The sequence below is a fragment of the [Borrelia] turdi genome (genome assembly GCF_030439285.2).
Lineage (GTDB): Bacteria > Spirochaetota > Spirochaetia > Borreliales > Borreliaceae > Borreliella > Borreliella turdi.
On the sequence record NZ_CP124018.1, the window covers coordinates 1 to 19364 of the forward strand.

The 19364-nt window shown below is 27.3% G+C and carries 19 protein-coding genes; 10 read left to right on the forward strand and 9 right to left on the reverse strand.

What is annotated here, in order from left to right; all coding sequences use genetic code 11:
- The first annotated feature begins 108 nt into the window (after nt 1–108).
- Nucleotides 109–687, forward strand: a complete 579-nt coding sequence (locus QIA31_RS00535; protein WP_301393654.1) for a hypothetical protein — start codon at nt 109–111, stop codon at nt 685–687.
- Nucleotides 688–767: 80 nt separating this feature from the next.
- Here QIA31_RS00535 and QIA31_RS00540 read toward each other — a convergent pair whose 3' ends face one another.
- Nucleotides 768–1790: a glycoside hydrolase family 3 N-terminal domain-containing protein gene (locus tag QIA31_RS00540; RefSeq protein ID WP_301393656.1), complete on the reverse strand. Its 1023-nt coding sequence runs from the start codon at nt 1788–1790 to the stop codon at nt 768–770.
- Nucleotides 1778–3259 (reverse strand): UTP--glucose-1-phosphate uridylyltransferase, encoded by a 1482-nt coding sequence (locus QIA31_RS00545; RefSeq protein ID WP_301393659.1) that lies wholly within the window; start codon nt 3257–3259, stop codon nt 1778–1780. Before QIA31_RS00545 ends, QIA31_RS00540 begins: the two co-directional genes overlap by 13 nt.
- A gap of 140 nt (nt 3260–3399) precedes the next feature.
- Here QIA31_RS00545 and QIA31_RS00550 point away from each other — a divergent pair, with 140 nt between their 5' ends.
- Nucleotides 3400–5187, forward strand: coding sequence for a phosphoglucomutase (locus QIA31_RS00550; RefSeq protein WP_301393661.1), 1788 nt, complete (start codon nt 3400–3402; stop codon nt 5185–5187).
- 89 nt (nt 5188–5276) lie between these two features.
- On the opposite strand, the gene trpS is transcribed toward QIA31_RS00550, so the two are convergent.
- Complete coding sequence (gene trpS / locus QIA31_RS00555) at nt 5277–6323, reverse strand: tryptophan--tRNA ligase (protein WP_301385293.1); 1047 nt, start codon at nt 6321–6323, stop codon at nt 5277–5279.
- Between the two features lie 2 nt (nt 6324–6325).
- Nucleotides 6326–7414: an AI-2E family transporter gene (locus QIA31_RS00560; protein WP_301393663.1), complete on the reverse strand. Its 1089-nt coding sequence runs from the start codon at nt 7412–7414 to the stop codon at nt 6326–6328.
- 385 nt (nt 7415–7799) lie between these two features.
- Here QIA31_RS00560 and cdaA point away from each other — a divergent pair, with 385 nt between their 5' ends.
- The 7 genes from cdaA to priA are packed head-to-tail and all read left to right on the forward strand — an operon-like array spanning nt 7800 to nt 14110.
- Nucleotides 7800–8570: a diadenylate cyclase CdaA gene (cdaA, locus tag QIA31_RS00565; RefSeq protein ID WP_301393665.1), complete on the forward strand. Its 771-nt coding sequence runs from the start codon at nt 7800–7802 to the stop codon at nt 8568–8570.
- Between the two features lie 4 nt (nt 8571–8574).
- Complete coding sequence (locus QIA31_RS00570) at nt 8575–9579, forward strand: YbbR-like domain-containing protein (protein ID WP_301393667.1); 1005 nt, start codon at nt 8575–8577, stop codon at nt 9577–9579.
- On the forward strand, nt 9576–9950 hold the full coding sequence (gene acpS, locus QIA31_RS00575) for a holo-ACP synthase (protein ID WP_301393669.1): 375 nt from the start codon (nt 9576–9578) through the stop codon (nt 9948–9950). Before QIA31_RS00570 ends, acpS begins: the two co-directional genes overlap by 4 nt.
- Before the next feature lie 3 nt (nt 9951–9953).
- On the forward strand, nt 9954–10793 hold the full coding sequence (locus tag QIA31_RS00580; protein WP_301393671.1) for a DUF2225 domain-containing protein: 840 nt from the start codon (nt 9954–9956) through the stop codon (nt 10791–10793).
- Nucleotides 10794–11537, forward strand: a complete 744-nt coding sequence (gene truA / locus QIA31_RS00585) for a tRNA pseudouridine(38-40) synthase TruA (RefSeq protein WP_301393674.1) — start codon at nt 10794–10796, stop codon at nt 11535–11537.
- Nucleotides 11530–12126 carry a uracil-DNA glycosylase family protein gene (locus QIA31_RS00590; protein ID WP_301393677.1) on the forward strand — a complete coding sequence of 199 codons (597 nt, stop codon included), beginning with the start codon at nt 11530–11532 and terminating at the stop codon, nt 12124–12126. The genes truA and QIA31_RS00590 overlap by 8 nt, the downstream gene beginning before the upstream one ends.
- Complete coding sequence (priA, locus tag QIA31_RS00595) at nt 12119–14110, forward strand: replication restart helicase PriA (RefSeq protein WP_301393679.1); 1992 nt, start codon at nt 12119–12121, stop codon at nt 14108–14110. Before QIA31_RS00590 ends, priA begins: the two co-directional genes overlap by 8 nt.
- Here the strand turns inward: priA and udk are convergent.
- Together udk and QIA31_RS00605 are read right to left on the reverse strand one after the other, a co-directional pair.
- Nucleotides 14107–14727: a uridine kinase gene (gene udk / locus QIA31_RS00600; protein WP_301393681.1), complete on the reverse strand. Its 621-nt coding sequence runs from the start codon at nt 14725–14727 to the stop codon at nt 14107–14109. The genes priA and udk overlap by 4 nt on opposite strands.
- A complete protein-coding gene (locus QIA31_RS00605; protein WP_301393683.1) occupies nt 14727–15101 on the reverse strand; it encodes a rhodanese-like domain-containing protein in 375 nt (124 codons plus the stop codon). Before QIA31_RS00605 ends, udk begins: the two co-directional genes overlap by 1 nt.
- Nucleotides 15102–15232: 131 nt before the next feature.
- On the opposite strand from QIA31_RS00605, the gene QIA31_RS00610 reads away from it, so the two are divergent.
- Nucleotides 15233–16192 carry a YitT family protein gene (locus tag QIA31_RS00610; RefSeq protein ID WP_301393684.1) on the forward strand — a complete coding sequence of 320 codons (960 nt, stop codon included), beginning with the start codon at nt 15233–15235 and terminating at the stop codon, nt 16190–16192.
- Nucleotides 16193–16194: 2 nt separating this feature from the next.
- Here the strand turns inward: QIA31_RS00610 and QIA31_RS00615 are convergent, their stop codons facing one another.
- The 3 genes from QIA31_RS00615 to QIA31_RS00625 are packed head-to-tail and all read right to left on the reverse strand — an operon-like array spanning nt 16195 to nt 19364.
- The gene (locus QIA31_RS00615) at nt 16195–17175 is read right to left on the reverse strand and encodes an RluA family pseudouridine synthase (protein WP_301393686.1); all 981 of its coding nucleotides are present in this window, start codon (nt 17173–17175) and stop codon (nt 16195–16197) included.
- A 1-nt stretch (nt 17176) separates the two neighbouring features.
- Nucleotides 17177–17689 carry a hypothetical protein gene (locus tag QIA31_RS00620; protein WP_301393688.1) on the reverse strand — a complete coding sequence of 171 codons (513 nt, stop codon included), beginning with the start codon at nt 17687–17689 and terminating at the stop codon, nt 17177–17179.
- 7 nt (nt 17690–17696) lie between these two features.
- Nucleotides 17697–19364, reverse strand: coding sequence for a diphosphate--fructose-6-phosphate 1-phosphotransferase (locus QIA31_RS00625; protein WP_301393690.1), 1668 nt, complete (start codon nt 19362–19364; stop codon nt 17697–17699).

Below are 19364 nucleotides of genomic sequence, written 5' to 3' on the forward strand. Positions count from 1 at the left end.
ATAATTTAATTTAATAGTATACAAAAGATTTGAAAAATCAAATCAATATAAATAGTTGAAAAAACTAAGCCTATTTATATATAATATATTATATATAAACTAACTGAAATGCAATATGCTACAATATTATCAATCTTGTTATTAATATGTACTGTTAATTTATTCTGTTTTAAAAATAAATTAACTACTTCTCGATGGGAATTCCCTAAAGGGGATATTTTTGAAAAAAAACTAAAAATAGGTACATTTTACCATAATTATATAAATCCTATCTTTTATGATGAAAACTATAAATACATTGCCTTTATCGGGATATTGACATCTTATAATGAATGGATTGAAATACAATTCAGCCCCATAAATTTTTTTACTATCCCAACAAATAAGGATTTTATTTCAAATGCTTATTTCAATTTAGCTTTCACTATTTACATTGCTAAATATTCAATTTTAGCTGATACACTTACTATAAAATTCTTTATTGGAACCCAAATCGATTTGACTCTAAGAACTACTATATTTATAGGAAAAACAACTAATGCATTTCTCTACCCAATTCTTCCCCTAATTACCTTAAAATTTGAAATTGATTTTATACCTAACAACTACAGCATTTACTCTAAATTATCAACTTCTTTTAAAGAAGCTATTCTTTTGGATTTAGGAATATCCATATTGATACCATAAAAATTTTAACAAGAGATTATCCAACCATCTCAACATAAATAACAAAGACTAAAAAACGAATTTAATAAAAACCAATTTTACTAAGGAATAAGGACTATATTAATACCTGAACTTAAAGACTTTTTAATAGCATTTTCAATATTAGAAAAACTTCTTGTAATTGCCCCCATATCATAAGAATCTGTAATCATAATGCTAGCAATATTTAAATTTTCTCTTATAATATTAACAATACCTTTGGACATGCTAGTTATATCTTTAGAAATTTTGGGAGCATTTACATGGCCAATCATGATAAATTTAGCAGCTCTACCAAAAACAAACGGCACAAAATTATTTAACATTAAGAAGCTTCTACTATAAGGCAAAAATGCCAAATATTTATGTGTGTCTATGGTTGTTCCCCCTAATCCAGGAAAATGCTTAATTGCCGAGAATACCCCATGATTCTGCATACCATCAATAAAAGCTTCTACCATAAGTCCAATATTATAAGCAGAATATCCTCCAAACGTTCTATTTAATAAAGGGGTATGTGGTGCAAATTTTATGTCGGCAACTGGAGCCATATTTAAATTAATGCCTAATCTACGCAATTGTTTAGCAAGAACTTCACCAATTTTATAAATAAGATGCAAATCGTTAACACCTCCTATATACTCCATAGCTGGAAAATTATAAACCCCCATTTTTTTATTTTCACTAGCTCTAGTAACTATTCCTCCCTCTTCATCAATAGCAATAAAAATATCATGTCCAATATGGCTTTTTATTGTACTAATCAATCTTTTTGTCTGTTCAGCATCTTTTAAATTTTCTCTAAACAAAATTATACCAATTGGGTTAATCTTTTTTATTCTATTAATATCATCAGTATTAGGTTCTTGAACATTCTTAAAATTTCCTAAGTTTCTAATTCCAATAAATAAGTTTCTATCTTTTAAAATAGTTTGAAAATCGAATTCACCCAAAAATTCCATAAAATCTACAAGATCTGATTTATCCTTGTTAAAATATTCATAATCTATTCCTGGCAAATATTCTTCTATTGCAAATAAATTTAAACAACAAAAGATAAAAAATAAAGCTTTTAAAAAGTCCATCTATAACATCCACGCAACAAACCATAATCTTTTGATAACAAAGCAGCAAGAGAACAATCCAAATCTTTAGTAGCATCAGAACCATCAGATCTCTTACTATAAAAATATCCATGATACCTATCTTCAAGATAATTACTATTAAACAACATATCAACAAATAACTTTGCGGGAAGGAATCTTTTGCTTCTATCAACAGTTAAAATTAATGGATTTTCCATTAATTTTAACACTTCCCAGGTTATTTGCTCAACCGAAATATATTTACCGAATTCTTTATCTTGTTCTATAATTCTAATGGGCATTTTTTCTATTATCTCATCAATATTTTTTATCAAATACTCTAAATTAAACAGCCCGGTAGCACAATTAAATAACAGCCTGTTTCCTTTACTCTCAAATTCTTGTATAATCTCTGAAGAAATACCTCCACCAATATCAACACAAATTAAACGATCCTCGGCATTTACTGCCAATACCCCCCCCTTAAAATCTGTCTTGCTTTTAAAACTAAATTCAAATCCGGCAGAACAATTGGTCAAAGCCATTAAAGCAAGTGCTTTAAAATTAACTGTAAAGCCCATATTATCAACATTACCAATGTATACAAATCTCTTCCCAGATTCATAAAGCTGTAAATAAATATCTTTTAAAATTTTAAAATTTTGACCATGACCGGCAGGCAAAGCTAAAAGAGAATTATCATTTTTATTATTCTTAAAAGTAAAATATCGATAATTAGAGCCATTCAGCTTTTCATAACAATAAACTAAAGGTTGTACAGCTGTAAAAACATCTTCTTTTTTTAAATTGCAAAAATTTACACTTTTAATCAAATCGTCTGCAAATAAATCATCCAAAAATTTGGAAATAGATTCATCCGTTTTACAACTAGTCATTTGAAATATAGAAGGCTTAATTCTTCCACCAGAAAAAGATTCATATCTTTTGGCAACCATTAAAAGATGCCTAATTTTCAAAGCCAAAAATGAAAACCCAAAACTACCGTCTTTGTTAATATAAGCTGGGGTCATGCCCTTTGGGAATTCTCCAAATTTTTCTTTAAATTCAAGTATTTTAGATTTATATAGCATATATAAATCTTCATTAAATCCTCTATTTTTAACTAAATCAAAATAACTTGTTGCAGAGCCTCCATTTAAAATTCCAAAAGAAAGATATGGGAAAAGAATTAATCCCAAATTTTCAAGATCAGAAGAAGAAAAAATATAACAATTATCTTCTTCTAAATACAAGAATTTAGAAAAATCATAAAAATATTTTTTTAAATTATCCTCAACCAACCCTTTGTTAAACTTAAATCTCAAAATTTTATCCGAAATATCAAAAATATTTTTATGGCCATCACAAGGAAAGTACTTAATAGATTCAAAATTATTAATTCCTATCTCACCAGAATTAAGTTTTTTTAGTATCATTTCAGAAAAAATTTTATCAACTTTAGCATTCATCAGCAAAAACTAAAACCCTTAAGATAAAACTTATTAATTACAAGCAAAAAAACAAATTTTTAAGTATAATAATATAAGTGCCCATATTATTAATAATTATAGCAATAATATGACTAGAATATCAATGGAAAGAAATTTACATGCTTAAACAATATACACTTAACATGAAAAATTTTAAAAAAGCTTTTGATAAGATGATATTTTCTCCTTCTGGATTTAGAAAAATTTTTGCAAAATCAAAAAATGAAGATTCAACAGAAAATGAAATAGATAATGAAGATAAAGTACTAATAGCACTAATAATCTTCACAATATCAAATTATTTTAAAAATGAATCCAAGCCCTATATTGGATTAGGATTAGACTCAAGACCAACTGGTAACATTATTGCAGAAATAGCAATAAAAATATTAATAACAAACAAAGAAAAAATTAAGTTTTTTGGCATACTTCCAATAACTGAAATTTTAGCTTGTACGAAAAACACTAAGGATTCAAAAGGTTTCATTTACATATCTGCAAGCCATAATCCAACAGGATACAATGGAATAAAAATAGGATTAAACGATGGTGGCGTACTAAATTCTGCAAAAACGAATGAAATAATAAAACAAATTAAAAATAATAGACAAAATGAACAGTTAATAAAGCATTTAATTAATACTCTAAACAAATTTGATGAAGACAAATCCTATTTAGAGGACTATAACAAAACAATAAAATTAGAAAGAAAAAATAAAAACCAATCTTACGAAGAATATAAATCATTAATACACGAAATAGCATGTGAAAACGATATTAACAATAAAAATATAGAAATTTTAAAGAAAAGAATACTAAAAAATCCAATTGGAATAATAGCAGAAATGAATGGGAGCTCTAGAATCAATTCAATAGATAAAGAATTGATAGAATCTTTGGGATTGAAAATAGAATTATATAATGACAAAATAGGTATTTTTAAGCATGATATTATTCCTGAAGGAAAATCTTTAAATGAATGTAAAAAACTACTACAAAAGAAATATATAAAAGACAATTCTTTTGAGCTAGGATATGTACCGGATTGTGATGGAGATAGGGGAAATCTGATATTTATAGACAAAGTCACAAACACTGCAAATATCATCGAAGCGCAAAAAATATTTGCACTTGTAGTAATTTCAGAGCTTAGCTATCTTTATTATACAGGAATAAAAAATAACATAGCAATAGTAATCAATGATGCAACATCTCTGAATATTGAAAAAATTGCAAATTTTTTCAACGCCAAAGTTTATAGAGTAGAAGTTGGAGAAGCCAATCTAACAGAAATGGCAGATGATTTAAGGGCCCAAGGAATGATTGTAAAAATCTCCGGGGAAGGATCAAATGGAGGTTGCATAATATATCCCTCAAGAGTAAGAGACCCAATTACTACCCTACTTAGTATCGTAAAATTATTAAAAATGAAAGAACTTTATCAAATATGGTGCAAGTTGTCTAAAAACTGCTATAAAGAAAAATATAACTTAAAAGATATTTTAAATACAACAAATTTTTACAGCAATGTAATAGTATCATCCAAGAAAGCCAATTTAACAAATCTCAAAATAAAAAATCAAGAAATTTTAAAAAGAAACTATGAAAATCTATTGATTAAAGAAATAAAAAGCAATAAGTTATTTCAAGAATTATCAATAGTTGATTATGAGATCATTAACTATGAAGGCAAAAGACAATCCAAGATTAGGACAGGAGATTCATCGGGTGGATTAAAGGTATTGTTAAAAACTAATAAGGAAATTATTGCAACCTTGTGGATGAGAATCTCAAAAACAGAGCCAGTAACAAGAGTGCTTAGCGAGGTTATTTATGAAAAAAGAAACATTTTGCTCAAATTACTAGAATTTAATAAAAGCTTAATAAAAAGGGCCAATCTACTATAATAATTAATATTGTTTGATTTAAATAATAATGGGTTAATTATTACTATAAATCTAGTATAAATCAATACTTTTACAATACTTGGAATTCTTCATTTTTTATTCTTTTCAGTACCATATTTTATTCCATTCCAAGTTTTTGAAAGTCCTATTAAATCCTTAACATCTTTTACCACTTTATTTGCAATAAACCTTGCTTTGCTAGTACCATCAAAAATAATCTCATCAATAAAATCTTTTTTCTTGCCTTCATAAAAACTTCTTTTATCTCTGATTGGCTTTAAAAAAGCATTCAAAGCTAAAAATAATTTCTTTTTAACCTCAACATCGCCTACTTTACCCTTTTTATACCTACTTTTAAGATCTTCAACTTCTTCATGATTAGTATTAAAAATATTGTGATAAATAAAAACGGGATTATCTTCAACATTACCTGGAATATCTGCTCTTATTCTATTTGGATCTGTATACATAGACATAACTTTTTTTTCTAACAAATTTTCATTATCGTTTAAAAAAATTGCGTTATTAAGGCTCTTGCTCATTTTATTCTTACCATAAATACCCACCAAAGGACGAGAATCCGTGAAAACAGATTCGGGTATTGGAAAAAAATTATTTTTGTACAAATGGTTAAACCTTCTTGCAAGTTCTCTTGCAAATTCAATATGAGATTCATTATCACGCCCAACAGGGACTAAATTTGCTTTTGCCATTAGAATATCTGCACTCATAAGAACAGGATATCCTAAAAGACCGTAAGGAATCTCTTTAAGTCCAGCCGCAATGCTCATGTCCTTTATACTTGGAATCCTTTGCAAACGAGCAACAGTAACAATCATTGAAAATATTAAATAAAGCTCAAAGAGCTCGGGTATAGCTGATTGCAAATATATATTAACCTTATTAGGATTAATTCCACAAGCAAGATAATCTAAAACCATCTCTCTAACATTAGAAGGTATTGTATTGATGCTTTTCAAATCGGGTTTTGTAGTTAAGGTGTGTAAATCAGCTATAATAAAATATGTTTCATACTCTTCTTGAAATTTCAAACGATTTACCACAGATCCTACATAGTGTCCTAAATGAAGAGCACCAGTGGGTCTATCTCCCGTAAGCATAACCTTTCTTTTCAAAATCAAATCTCCTCATCATTGCCTGAAATATGGCTAATATTGTTTAAAATCTCAGAACCACCTAAAAATACAGAAAAAGACTTTAACCAACTTACATTATCAACTATTACCTTTACAATCACAGTAAAAGGATAGGCTATTAAAAGACCCACAATACCCCAAAGCCATCCCCAAAAAAACAAAAAACATAAAAGCAAAAATGGTGAAATATCAAGTCTTTTTCCCTGCATTTTTGGCTCAAGAATATTCCCAATCAACATTTGAACAGAAGTATTGTATATAAAAATATAAAGCACTATGTTTAAATTTGGATAAAATTGGATTAAAGATGTTATTACAATAAAAAACACAGCTAATATTGATCCAATGCTGGGAATAAAATTGAAAACAAAGGTAATAACTGCCCAAACAAGAGGGAAATCTTGTCCAAACAAAGTTAATCCAATAAACACTAAAATACCTGTTAAGCAGCTCATAAGAATTTTTATCCCTAAATATTTGCCAATTTGATTATTAATCGTATCTAGAGCCCCAATAAATCTAGTAGATACTCGCTTTTTAAAAGCTTTATCTAGTTTCATTCCAAAAACATGTATTTCTGAAAGCAAAAAATACAACAATAAAAATACTACTACTAAGCTACTTGTAAATCCAATAATCTCATTAGAAGCTCTTGTTAAAAACGAATAAATGTAACCAGAGAAATTCATATCATTAATAACAGAGCTATCAACTTTATATCGACTAAGCACATCTTTCATAATAAATGCCAATTGATTTTGATAGTAGGGCAATTGCCTCATTAAAACAGTAACACTATAATAAACAAAACTAAAAATCAAATAAGAAAAAGAAAATAATAAAAAAAATATAATAAAAACTATTAAAAATTTTGGAACTTTGAATCTTGCCAAAAAAGTATAAACGGGATAAACTAAAAATCCCAACACTATGGAAATAGCTAAAGGTTTAAATACAGTTTCTGCTATTTTAAAAACCCCAATAAATATTAAAACTATAACAATAAAATAAAAAACGGATTCTACTCTCCAAGGCCTTAGCCCTTGATTTGTATTTAAATCTTTAAACATACTCCCTCTTTTCGTTTTTTACTGCTTTTATCAACCAAACATAAACAAAAATAAATTAATGAATTAATACGCTCAAGCAATTTTTTTCATTATCCAATTATATAGCTTAGTGCCCTTACTATAATTAGCTTCAACAAAATCTCCCATTCTATTCTCATAAAACTAATTTTTTTGCATTACTATCATTTTCATGATGCACTTGCTGCAGATTACCATAAATAAAAGTACTATCAAAATCGAATATTAAAGTTATAATATTTTCTTTTTCATTCATAAATTTAAAAACAATTTAATTTAATAATTGTAAACTGTGCTTATTTATATATTTTATATTATACTAATATAGATTAATAAGTACAGTGTTTTAACATTGAGTAGAAAATTCGTGATAGACATAAATGATTTAAATCAAATAAAAGATACTTTTTCGAGAGTTTTAGATCTAAGCTTAATTAGCATTCTGGTATACTACATATATAAAAACGTAATCAATTCTTATTCCACGAATCTACTAAAAGGAATATTAATCATCATCTCTATAGGAATTATCTCGTATTATTTAAATCTTTATACCATTAGTTGGCTGTTAAATTATATAGCCAATATATTACCAATAGCAATAGTAATACTTTTCAATCAAGAAATAAAAAAAATAATAATGCAAATTGGAAATTTCAATTTAGCTTTTAAGCTTTCAAATAAAAAAGAAGAAACTTTAAAAGTCATTTCTGAAATCCTAAAAGCAGTTAAACACTTATCTGAAAACAAATCTGGCAGCCTAATATGCATTGAAAAAAAAATACAACTGGAGCAAATAATAAACAAAGGAACTAAAATTGATGCGCTAATCTCTAGTGAGCTGCTAATATCACTATTTGAACGCGAAACCCCTCTTCACGACGGAGCTGTAATAATTAGTAAAAACAAATTAAAATATGCGGGCTCATTTTTACCGTTATCTAATGTTGATTCTATTAGCAAAGCATTTGGAACAAGGCATAGAGCAGGACTTGGGATTTCTGAAAATTCTGATGCAATAACAATAATAACCTCCGAAGAGACCGGATCTATCTCTATTACAATCAATGCAAAATTGGAATACAACTTAAGTTTAAACGAAATTAGAAATAAATTAAATCTCGAGCTAATAGAGTAAAATAATGAAAATAAGCAAAAAAATAACAAATATAATAAAGTTACTATTTGATGATTGGCAAAATAAAGCCATTTCTATTTTAATAGCTATTTTAATGTTTGTAGCATTTCATTTCAATAAAATAGAATCAATAACAACTGAAAAAGAATTTAAAATCATCTTAAATGATCAAATAGCTCTTGGGAAAATTCCCGACTTTAGCAAGGTCAAGGTCACAATAAAAGTTAACAAAGATGACTTAAAATACCTTGATCTTAATAAAATAATATTATTTATTGAAGCATCAAAAATAAAGATTCCTGGAAAATATAAGCTACCAATAAAAATAAAAAATCTTAACTCAATACACATTTCAGAATATAAACTTTCAAAAACAAATGTATTCTTAAGTCTTGATAGCAAAATCTCTAAATTAGTTAAAATAGAACCTAAGTTTAAACTTATAGAAAAAGATGGCAAAGGCGAATATTTTATTGCAAAATACAATATATTGCCTGAACATTTATTAGTATGTGGACCCGAACAAGAACTCAAAAAAATAAATACTATTCAAACCAACGTAAAAGAATTTGATACGAGAACCTTATTTGTATCGGATTATCTTGAAGTAGTTTCTCCAAATCCTCTAGTTATGCTTGAAAAAAGTCATGTGGTGATCAATATTTATTTAAACAAAAAATATTCAAATACAACAATAAAATCTCCTAATCTTATTTTTAATAATCTAAAAAATAGTCTTGCGATTAAAGATAAAGAAAAAATAATAAACTCAGAAAACAAAATGTTTATAAAAATAAAAACAAGGCTTTCTGAAAAACAAATTAAAACCCATATAAACAATCAAAATATAAGCCTTGCTTTTGATTTGGCAAATATAAAAACCCCTGGAATTTATAACATTCCCACAAATATAATTCTTAAAGAAAATATCAATGAAACAGAAATATATGATTATGAGCCCAAGAAAATAAAACTAGAAATAATTGAAAGCTCGGAGATCAAGCAATGAAGTCAATAGGGTGTGATATAATAAAAGTTGAAAGATTTAAAAATTTTTTGGAAAATAAAAAAAAAATGGAGAGATTCTTTACGCATAAAGAAATTGAAAATTTTAAATTAAAAGGGAAAAACATTATAGAAAGTTTAGCTGGAAAATTTGCAGCTAAAGAATCTTTAATTAAAGCATTAAGCCCACTGTTGCAACATAAAATACCTTATAGTCTTAAAGATATTGAAGTAATAAAATCTTTAAAAGGGAATGCAAAGTTTTATTTGCATAATGAAATTGAAAAATTTGCAATAAAAATGAATTTAAAGCTATACCTAACAATATCCCATGAAAAGGAGTACGCTATTGCATTTGTAATAGTAGAAAATTAATTCATGAAAAAAATATCATTTTTTACAAAAGAAAAAATTGAATGCCCTATATGCTCTTTTAAATTTCAGAAAGAAGAACTTTTGACTGGGAGTAGTAGATTAATAGCTGGAGAGTTAAAAATTGATCTAAAAAGAGAATATACAAAAAATGCCAAATATGGCAATATTTATCCTAGAATATATTCTGTAACAGTATGTCCAAAATGCTACTTTGCAACATTCCCAAGCGAATTTAATTCAATCTCTAAAAACAAAAAAGAAATTTTGCAAAATAAAAAATCTGAAAGAAGAAAAATAAATGCAATTTTTGATGATATGATTAACTTCAACAAATCTAGAACATTAAAAGAAGGAGCTGCAAGTTATATTCTTGCTATGCTATGTTATGAACATCTTGAAAAGAATCATAACCCAACGTTAAATCAAGCAAAATCAGCAATAAGAGCTGCCTGGACATTTGAAGACCTTGAAAAAGAAGAACCGGGGAAAAACTATAATTATCTTCAAAAGATATTCTACCACAAAGCTGCATATCTTTATAAACTAGTTATCGAAAAAGATAAAGACAATTCAGAACCTGTTAGCGCATCAACCATATTTGGTCCAGATACAGATAAAAATTATGGCTATGATAGTGTTCTCTACTTATCAGGTCTTCTAGAATACTTTTACGGAAATAAAGATAATAAAGAATATAGATACAAGCAATTAAACGATATAAAAACCACTCTTTCTAAAATAGCAGGAATGGGCAAATCTTCAAAAGAAAAGCCTTCGATACTTTTAGATAAAATCAAAGAAGTTTACTTTAAAATATCAAAGGAAATTAAAAATATTAAATAAATGAAAAAAATATTAGCCGAAATAGCTTATGACGGATCTATATACCATGGATTTCAAATACAACCAATAAAACCCACAATTCAAGGAGAAATTGAAAAAGCTCTAATGAAAATTAACAAAAAAAAAGTAAAGATTCATTCATCTGGAAGAACAGATAAAGGAGTTCATGCAAAAAGACAAATAATAACTTTTGACATGAATATCAATATTCGGCTAAATAATCTAAAAAGAGCTTTAAATGCAATTTTATTAAAAAACAGTATAAAAATACTAAAACTCAAGCATGTTGTTAAAAATTCATTTCATCCACGTTTTAACGCCCAAAAAAGAAAATACAGTTACTGTATATTAAACAGTAATAACTACTATCCCTGGGAAGGCTATCAAGCTCACCATGTAAATAAAAAACTAAACATAAATAATTTAAACCAAATGGCTAAAGTATTAATTGGAAACCATGATTTTACCACATTTTCATGCATAAAAGATAAAAGCAAATCCAAATTTAGGTATATATATTTTGCTAAATTTAAAAAAAGAGGGAAATATATTATTTTTGAAATAATAGGATCTTCTTTTTTATGGAAAATGGTAAGATCAATAATAGGCACAATGCTAGATATTGAAATAAAAAACGAATCAATTTCTACTTTTGAAACAATACTAAAATCAAAAAATAGAACCCTTGCAAGAACAACCGCACCCGCAAATGCTTTATTTTTAGATAAGGTTTACTATGAATAACAATATTTTAACTAAAAAACTCTTTTTACTTAAAATATTGAAAAATAATATCGAAGGCAAAATTACAGAAAATTTTGAAAAAATAGATAATGAAATTAAACAAAAAATAGAAAAAGCTAAAAATGTTGCAATTTTTCAAAAAAATGAAAATAGAAAACCTATAGAAGTATCTGCTAAAAACAAAAATTTAACGAACCTATTATCAAATAATAGCTTACAAGAAAAAAGTATCGACAATTACATCATAATATATGTAAACAAAAACCATCTCAACGAACCTTCAAAAGATACTATAACAAAATGGTGCAAAAGCATAAACATAGACAATTATAAAATAATAGATACTATAGAATCACTTAACTTAGAAATCAGTAATAAAATTCCTAAAGCAATTTTATCTTGCGAAGAAATAGATTTTTTCTTAAATAAACCATTAAGAATTCAAATTGTAAGAGGAATAGAACTAAGATTTAAAGGTATTCCATTAGTTTTTACACACCTTCCTGCAAATCAAATAAAAAATCCAGAATTAAAAAAAGAAATATGGCAAGATTTAAAAATAATAAAAGGCATAATAAAATATGGCTGAACATTATCATTCAACTTATTACTATGAAATTGCAATAAATATTCCTTTAAATAAACTTTTCTTTTACAGGTTCAACTTGAATCTAGAAATTGGAATAAGAGTAATGGTTAATTTTAATGGCTCCAATAAAATTGGAATAATCATTAAAAAATATTCTGAAAACGAATTTAAAGAAAATTTTGAATTCAAAATAAAAGAAATTATTAAAATAATAGATAAAACTAAGATAATAACAGAACATAACATTATTTTAGCACATTGGATTAGTAAAAAAACATTTTCAGGATTTGGAGAAACTTTATTCTTTGGATTGCCCAAAAATTCAAAATCTAAAAAAAATCAAACATTGCCTTCAATAAATGATGAGTATCTGTATCCGGATCATAAAAAGCACCTTCAATTAAACAACGAACAACAAAATATTTACAAAGAAATTATTGAATCAGAAAAAACTAATGTTTTTTACCTTTTTGGAATACCTGGATCTGGAAAAACTGAAATATTTATCAAATTGTGTGAATACTACTTAACACTAGAACAACAAGTACTTTTCTTGATTCCTGAAATATCATTGGGATACCAAATAATAAAAAGAATAAAATATGGATTAAATATGCACCATAAAATTTATGAATATAACTCTAAAGTTTCAAATTCTAATAAAAATTTAATATGGAATAAGGTCAAAAATGGAGAAAGCCTAGTTGTTATTGGCATTAAAAGTGTGCTAATGCTACCTTTTACCAAATTAAAATTAATAATTATGGATGAAGAACACGAGACTACATACAAATCTGAAAATATTCCAAAATTTCATTCAAGACACATATCATTTTTTTTACAAAAAAAATTTAATGCTAAATTTATAATGGGAAGTGCAACGCCTTCTCTTGAAGCATATCATGCAATGAAACACAACAAAATAAAAAAAATTATAATGCAAAACAAATTTTCTCAAAGCAAAATAGAAGATATAAAAATAATAAATATGAAAAAAGAACCTAGTACAATTTCATCAGAACTATTGTACAGTATACAAAAAAGTTTAAATGAAAAAAGACAATCTTTAATTTTCATTAATAAAAGAGGATACCTAAAAAATCTCGAATGCAGAGAATGTGGGCATACAATTTATTGCCCAAATTGCTCATTCGGTCTGATTTATCATAAAAAGGAAAACAAACTTTTATGTCACTATTGTAGCTATAAAACAAAAATAGCAAACCATTGCCCTCAATGTGAATCAAAAGACATTAAATACAAAACTTATGGAATTCAACTTGTTGAAAAAGAATTAAAAAAATTCTTGCCAAATGCTAAAATTGCACGAATAGATTCTGATCTTACAAAAATAGAAAATATAGATTCAATAAGTAAGTTTGAAAACAAAGAAATAGACATACTTATCGGAACACAAATAATCGCAAAAGGATTCAATTTTGAAAATATAAAAACACTGGGTATAATTAACGCAGACATTGGAATGGGATTACCTGATTTTAGAAGCAGCGAAAGAATTTTTACAACACTCTCGCAGATTATGGGAAGAGTAGCAAGATTTAAAGATGACAACACAATTATAGTACAAACAAAAAATCCCGATTATTATGCTATAAAATATGCTTATAAGAACCAATATAAACAATTTTACGAACAAGAACTAGATATAAGAAAAAAATTAAACTATCCTCCGTTTAACAAAATTATTAGAATAATATTTAGAAGCAAAAATGAAGAATCTGTTAAAAAAAAATGTTGGGAATTTTTTGAAAAATCTAAAGAATTTTTGAAAGAAGGAATTGAATGCTTAGGCCCATCAGAAGCTATTATGAAAAAAATATCTAAAAACTACAGGTATAATATAATATACTTGTCAAAATCCTACAGCTTACTCGAAGAACTAGTCAACAAAACAAGAGAAAAGATAAAAATAACAAACACTGTTTATATTGAAATAGATTATTACCCAATATCATTAATTTAGATAAAATCTAACCCTTCTTTACTTAAAGACTTGAGAAACGTTGAAAGCACATAAAGCGCTTTATCATTGTGACCTCCCTCAGGAATAATAAGATCGGCATATTCTTTGGTGGGCTCAATAAACCTATAATAACCCCATCTAGTGGTGCTCAAATATTGATCAATAACCGACTCTAAAGTACGTCCTCTTTTAGAAATATCTCTCCTTAAACGTCTAATAAATCTAATATCATTTGGAGTATCAATATATATTTTAAGATCTATTAAATTTCTTACTCTCTCTTCAACAAAAATCATAATACCTTCAACAATAATAACAGGGGTCGGAACAACCAAAAGGGTTTTAAGTCGCCTTTTATGATTAATAAAGTCGTAAAGAGGCATATCTATGGGGCTATTTTTTTTTAAATTTTTTAAATGTTCATAAAACAAATTATTATCAAAAGCATCGGGATGATCAAAATTTACCTTAGAAAACTCATATTCATAATCACCTACACTCTTATAATAATTATCTTGAGAAATAAGGACAAACTCTGGAATAAACTCACTAATTTTGCTTACAACTGTAGTTTTTCCACTTCCAGAACCACCAGATATCCCAATAATCTTAGCCATCAACCAACTTCTTTTTTTTCTGTTTGTGGCATATCTTTTAAAGTGCCAGCTACAAACACATTCTTAAATCCCATGCTTTTTAAAACTTTTTTAGCCTCGTAAGACTTATTAAAACTTTTACCATAAACAATTATTTGGGATTCAAAATCACCCAATTTATCCTTTTTAGCAAATAAATTATTAAAAGGAATGTTGATCGATTTCAAATAATGAGACTTACTATATTCTTTGGGGGACCTAATATCCAAAATTTTTGCTCCGTTTTTGATTTTTTCCAACAAAAACAGATTAACCCTTTTCATCCTAAGAATGACAAAAACCCAAACATAAAAAAAAAGCAGAACTACTAATACTATAAATTTTGTATAATTCATCGCCATAGTTTTCATGAACATAATATCAAAAAAAATAAAAAAAGGGAATAAAATTGTTTTTTTTGCAAAATTAATATAGAATTCAAGTAAATTGCTAACTTATATAACCTAAAAGTAATTCTAGAGTCAAAATGAAGAAGAAAAAAAAGATAAGTTGTCGCAGAATTAAAAAAAAACTCAAGCTATTATCCATAATACTAGCAAAAAAATTTAAAACTATAGCTAAAAATCCTAAATTAATATTTGATAGCACAATGCAAATAACCTTAGGCTCTGCACTAATGGCAATTTCAACAAATGTTTTATATATTCCTCATGGACTTCTTAGTGGAGGGATTGGAGGCATTTCATTAATGCTGCATTACCTGCTAAGCTTCAATTTAGGATGGACAATATTTGCATTAAACATCCCATTATTTATTATTGGAATAAAATTCCTAAATATAACATTTATCATTCAAAGCTGGATTTCAATGGGCTTATATTCTATTATCATAAACTATTCCCAGTTTTTACAAACTAAAATACATCTTAATGATATGATGCTTGTATCAATACTAGCTGGAATTATTTCTGGACTTGGGCTTGGACTAATATTTAAAGGTAAAGGATCTTCAGGGGGATCAGATATAATTGCAATGATCATTAAAGAAAAATATTCAATTAGTATTGGAACAACAAACTTCATAGTTAATCTAGCGGTATTAATACTTGCGACCTTTTTCTTTAATATTGAAATCGCTCTTTATACACTAATAGCATCATTCGTAACGTCTATCATGACAGACAAAACAAGCACCGGATTTGGCAATCAAAAGGCGATATTAATCATTTCGGATAAAGGAAAAGAGATTGCTTATCTTCTTACAAATAAGTTAAAATTAGCCGCCACATTAATGGAAGGAAAAGGAGCTTGGGCTGGAACAGAAAAAACCATAGTATTCATAGTAGTTCCAATAATGCGTCTGTCAAGAATTAAGTATATATCACAAAAAGTTGATCCAAATTGCTTCATTACTGTTATTAATACTAATGAAATCACTGGGGGCAGAATAATAACCAATTCAGTCTCATTAAAACAAGAAATTTAAAATTAAAAATCTTTTAAAAAAAGGACCAAATTATCAATAAGCAAAGTTAATTCATCACTCTTGTAAAAATTTGACAAAAAAATAACAAATCTTTTGGGAAATTCAGAAATGAACTTCTTGAAAGAATTTTTTCCAACATCAATTTCAAGCTTATAAGAATGAAGCATTAAAGTTATTTTTTTAAAACTACCATCTACTCTGCCATAAACCTCATCTCCCAATATTGGAAAATTAAGATATTTCATATGAACTCTCAATTGATGCGTACGCCCGGTTTTAGGTTTTAAAGCTAAAAGAGAATATCCCTCAAAATTAAGCAACAATCTATATTCTGTTAATGCTTTTTTACCCCTATCTTTAGAAACACTAAATTTTTTCCTATTATATTTATCTCTATCTATAAAAGATTCGATACTTCCAAAAAAACTATTAAAATTACCCTTAACAATTGCAATGTAAACTTTATTTGTCCTTTTATCTTTAAATTGCTGAGCTAAAAACCCTAAAGTATTAATGTTTTTTGCACAAATCAGCACCCCAGAAGTATCTTTATCCAATCTATGAACAATTCCGGGTCTAACTTTTTCTTCATTAAAATTAATTTTCAATCTCTTTATATGGTATAAAAGAAAATTTACAACAGTATCATCCCAATGCGATATTCCAGGATGACTTAAAATTCCTTGTGGTTTATTCAAAACAATAATATTAGAATCTTCATAAATAATAGTAATGGGTATATTCTTAGGCTTAAGACAATCAATTTGACTACTCTCTTCGTCAAATTCAATCAACATTTCATCATCCTTAAAAACAGGCTTAGACAATTTTATCTTAAAAAACTTTCCATTACTCTTTTTAAAAGCTTCCACATTTCTTCTTTTAATTTGACTTCTAGTAAAAACTTCCAAATTGTTTGACAAGTAAAGATCCAATCTTAAAGCATTTTCTTTGACAGTAAATTCTTTCTTAAGTCTTATCATATCACTGGAGAAAATAATCAATCAAAGCAATAGTTAAGGCAGCTACAGCCCCAATGGAAGCTGAAATAATAAATTTTTTATAAATTTCATCTTTTGAAAAACTAGGACCACTTGAAAAAGGATATGGAATGTAACTTGCATTCAATCCGCTATAAAAATAGTATCCTACATCAAAAAAAAACAAGCTCAAAAATAAAACTATTGGAAAAGATCCAATACTAATTGCTGAAAACCTAAACAAATCTTTTGCTGATTTTGACTTAAGATCATTCTCAAGATTTAAAGCTTTATTTTCTTGAATATTTTTATAAAGAAAAGAATCGTCCTTATCAGAAACAGACATATTATTTTTTTCTTGAGAAACAAAATTGCCACTGGAAATTAATTTATCTTGCAATGGCAAATCTTTGGCAATACTTAACTTTAAATAATTAAAATTCAGCTTAGAATAATCAGGTAAATTTGAATACACATTCAAAACACTAAAAAACAACAATAAGCTTCCAATAAGCATAAATTTTCTACTTTAATAATTCTAACTTTAAAGTCTCAGTTATTTCATCAACAATCTCAGAAGAACCAAAATACTGTACAGGACCTGGGTATAAATATAGATTATTCAAAGCCCACTTATCACGATTTTCAACAAACTCTTTAAATGGCCTTCCTTCTAAATTAACTAAAGCTTTTTTTATAACAGGTTTTTGCACTCCATACCTTTCTTCCATGTTCATCAACATTGTTAGAGGCACTCCTCCTGCAATCCAATCCGTTGGTTTTGAATTTAATTTTTTTATACAAGAAATATAGCCTGTGAGACCATTTAAAATGAGAACAGCAGCATTGTATCCCAAACTGTAGCAATAATCACTATCAAAATTAGAAGGAAAAGCGCTTCTACCTTCATAGCCAAAGAAATGATCAACTGGAATAAAACTTCCCTTATATTCTCCTTTTTTTTTCATATCACTCAACCTTGATTGAACCATTTCAATAAATAATTTTTCAGTAGGAACTCTTGAAACATTAAAATTCCCATGGGGATCTCTTTCTAAAATTGAATTTACAAGTTCAAATTGAATAAACAAAGGCAAAGATAAATAAACTCCCTTCATATAATCGCTAAGCTTAGCAACAAAAACTTCTCTCATTTTTTCAACATTAAGCCCTTTAAAATCAATTTCATTTTTATCAAAAATATTACATAATTCAATCATTAAAGACTTAACTTCTGGAATAAACTCAATTACACCCTCAGGAACTATAACTATTCCAAAATTATCTCCATTCAAAGATCTCTTTAAAATAACAAACACTATTTCATCAACAATCTCAGACAAAGTTTTCTTTTTAGCTAAAACCTCTTCAGATACAATGCAAATGTTTGGATGAGTTTTTAAAGCACATTCCAAAGCAACATGAGATGCACTCCTCCCCATAAGTTTAACAAAATGCCAATATTTTTTAGTTGACATAGCATCTCGACATAAATTACCTATCATTTCAGAATAAATCTTTGTAGCAGAATCAAACCCAAATGAAATTTCAATATGATCATTTTTAAGATCAGCATCAATTGTCTTTGGAACTCCAATAACCTGAATATTCACTCCCTTCTTTTTAAAATACTCTGCAAGAATAGCAGCATTGGTATTCGAATCATCACCACCAATAATAACAATTGCATTAAGATTGTTTTCTTTGGCAACCAATAAAGCTTTGCTGTAATGTTCTTCTGTTTCTATTTTTGTTCTTCCAGAAGATACAATATCAAAACCTCCGGTATTTCTGTAAGAATTTACTAAACTCTCAGTAAGTTCAATTTTGTCATTCTCTAACAGGCCTAAAGGACCCCCCTTAAATCCAAAAAGTTTTGAATTTGCGTTAAATTTTTTTATTGCATCAAAAATACCAGATATAACATTATGCCCCCCAGGAGCAGGTCCTCCAGAAAGAATAATTCCAATATTTAAAGCTTTTGAAAAAGATAAATTGGACTTACCCTCGGTAAAACTTACAATTGGCAACCCATAAGTATTCTTAAAAAACTCCTTTAAAGCCTGTTTATCTTGGGTTGCTTCGGTCTTTTCTCCATAAACTAAACTAATATTTTTAAAATCTTTTTTTAAAATATTTGGCAATTTGGGAATATACTTTTTCCGTTCTTGCTGAAAAAGAGAAGTATTCAT

Coding starts and splice junctions, on each gene's coding strand:
- QIA31_RS00535 (WP_301393654.1), top strand. CDS start 109: ATGCAATATGCTACAATATTATCAATCTTGTTATTAATATGTACTGTT.
- QIA31_RS00540 (WP_301393656.1), bottom strand. CDS start 1,790: ATGGACTTTTTAAAAGCTTTATTTTTTATCTTTTGTTGTTTAAATTTA.
- QIA31_RS00545 (WP_301393659.1), bottom strand. CDS start 3,259: ATGAATGCTAAAGTTGATAAAATTTTTTCTGAAATGATACTAAAAAAA.
- QIA31_RS00550 (WP_301393661.1), top strand. CDS start 3,400: ATGCTTAAACAATATACACTTAACATGAAAAATTTTAAAAAAGCTTTT.
- QIA31_RS00560 (WP_301393663.1), bottom strand. CDS start 7,414: ATGTTTAAAGATTTAAATACAAATCAAGGGCTAAGGCCTTGGAGAGTA.
- QIA31_RS00570 (WP_301393667.1), top strand. CDS start 8,575: ATGAAAATAAGCAAAAAAATAACAAATATAATAAAGTTACTATTTGAT.
- acpS (WP_301393669.1), top strand. CDS start 9,576: ATGAAGTCAATAGGGTGTGATATAATAAAAGTTGAAAGATTTAAAAAT.
- QIA31_RS00580 (WP_301393671.1), top strand. CDS start 9,954: ATGAAAAAAATATCATTTTTTACAAAAGAAAAAATTGAATGCCCTATA.
- truA (WP_301393674.1), top strand. CDS start 10,794: ATGAAAAAAATATTAGCCGAAATAGCTTATGACGGATCTATATACCAT.
- QIA31_RS00590 (WP_301393677.1), top strand. CDS start 11,530: ATGAATAACAATATTTTAACTAAAAAACTCTTTTTACTTAAAATATTG.
- priA (WP_301393679.1), top strand. CDS start 12,119: ATGGCTGAACATTATCATTCAACTTATTACTATGAAATTGCAATAAAT.
- udk (WP_301393681.1), bottom strand. CDS start 14,727: ATGGCTAAGATTATTGGGATATCTGGTGGTTCTGGAAGTGGAAAAACT.
- QIA31_RS00605 (WP_301393683.1), bottom strand. CDS start 15,101: ATGAATTATACAAAATTTATAGTATTAGTAGTTCTGCTTTTTTTTTAT.
- QIA31_RS00610 (WP_301393684.1), top strand. CDS start 15,233: ATGAAGAAGAAAAAAAAGATAAGTTGTCGCAGAATTAAAAAAAAACTC.
- QIA31_RS00615 (WP_301393686.1), bottom strand. CDS start 17,175: ATGATAAGACTTAAGAAAGAATTTACTGTCAAAGAAAATGCTTTAAGA.
- QIA31_RS00620 (WP_301393688.1), bottom strand. CDS start 17,689: ATGCTTATTGGAAGCTTATTGTTGTTTTTTAGTGTTTTGAATGTGTAT.
- QIA31_RS00625 (WP_301393690.1), bottom strand. CDS start 19,364: ATGAATACTTCTCTTTTTCAGCAAGAACGGAAAAAGTATATTCCCAAA.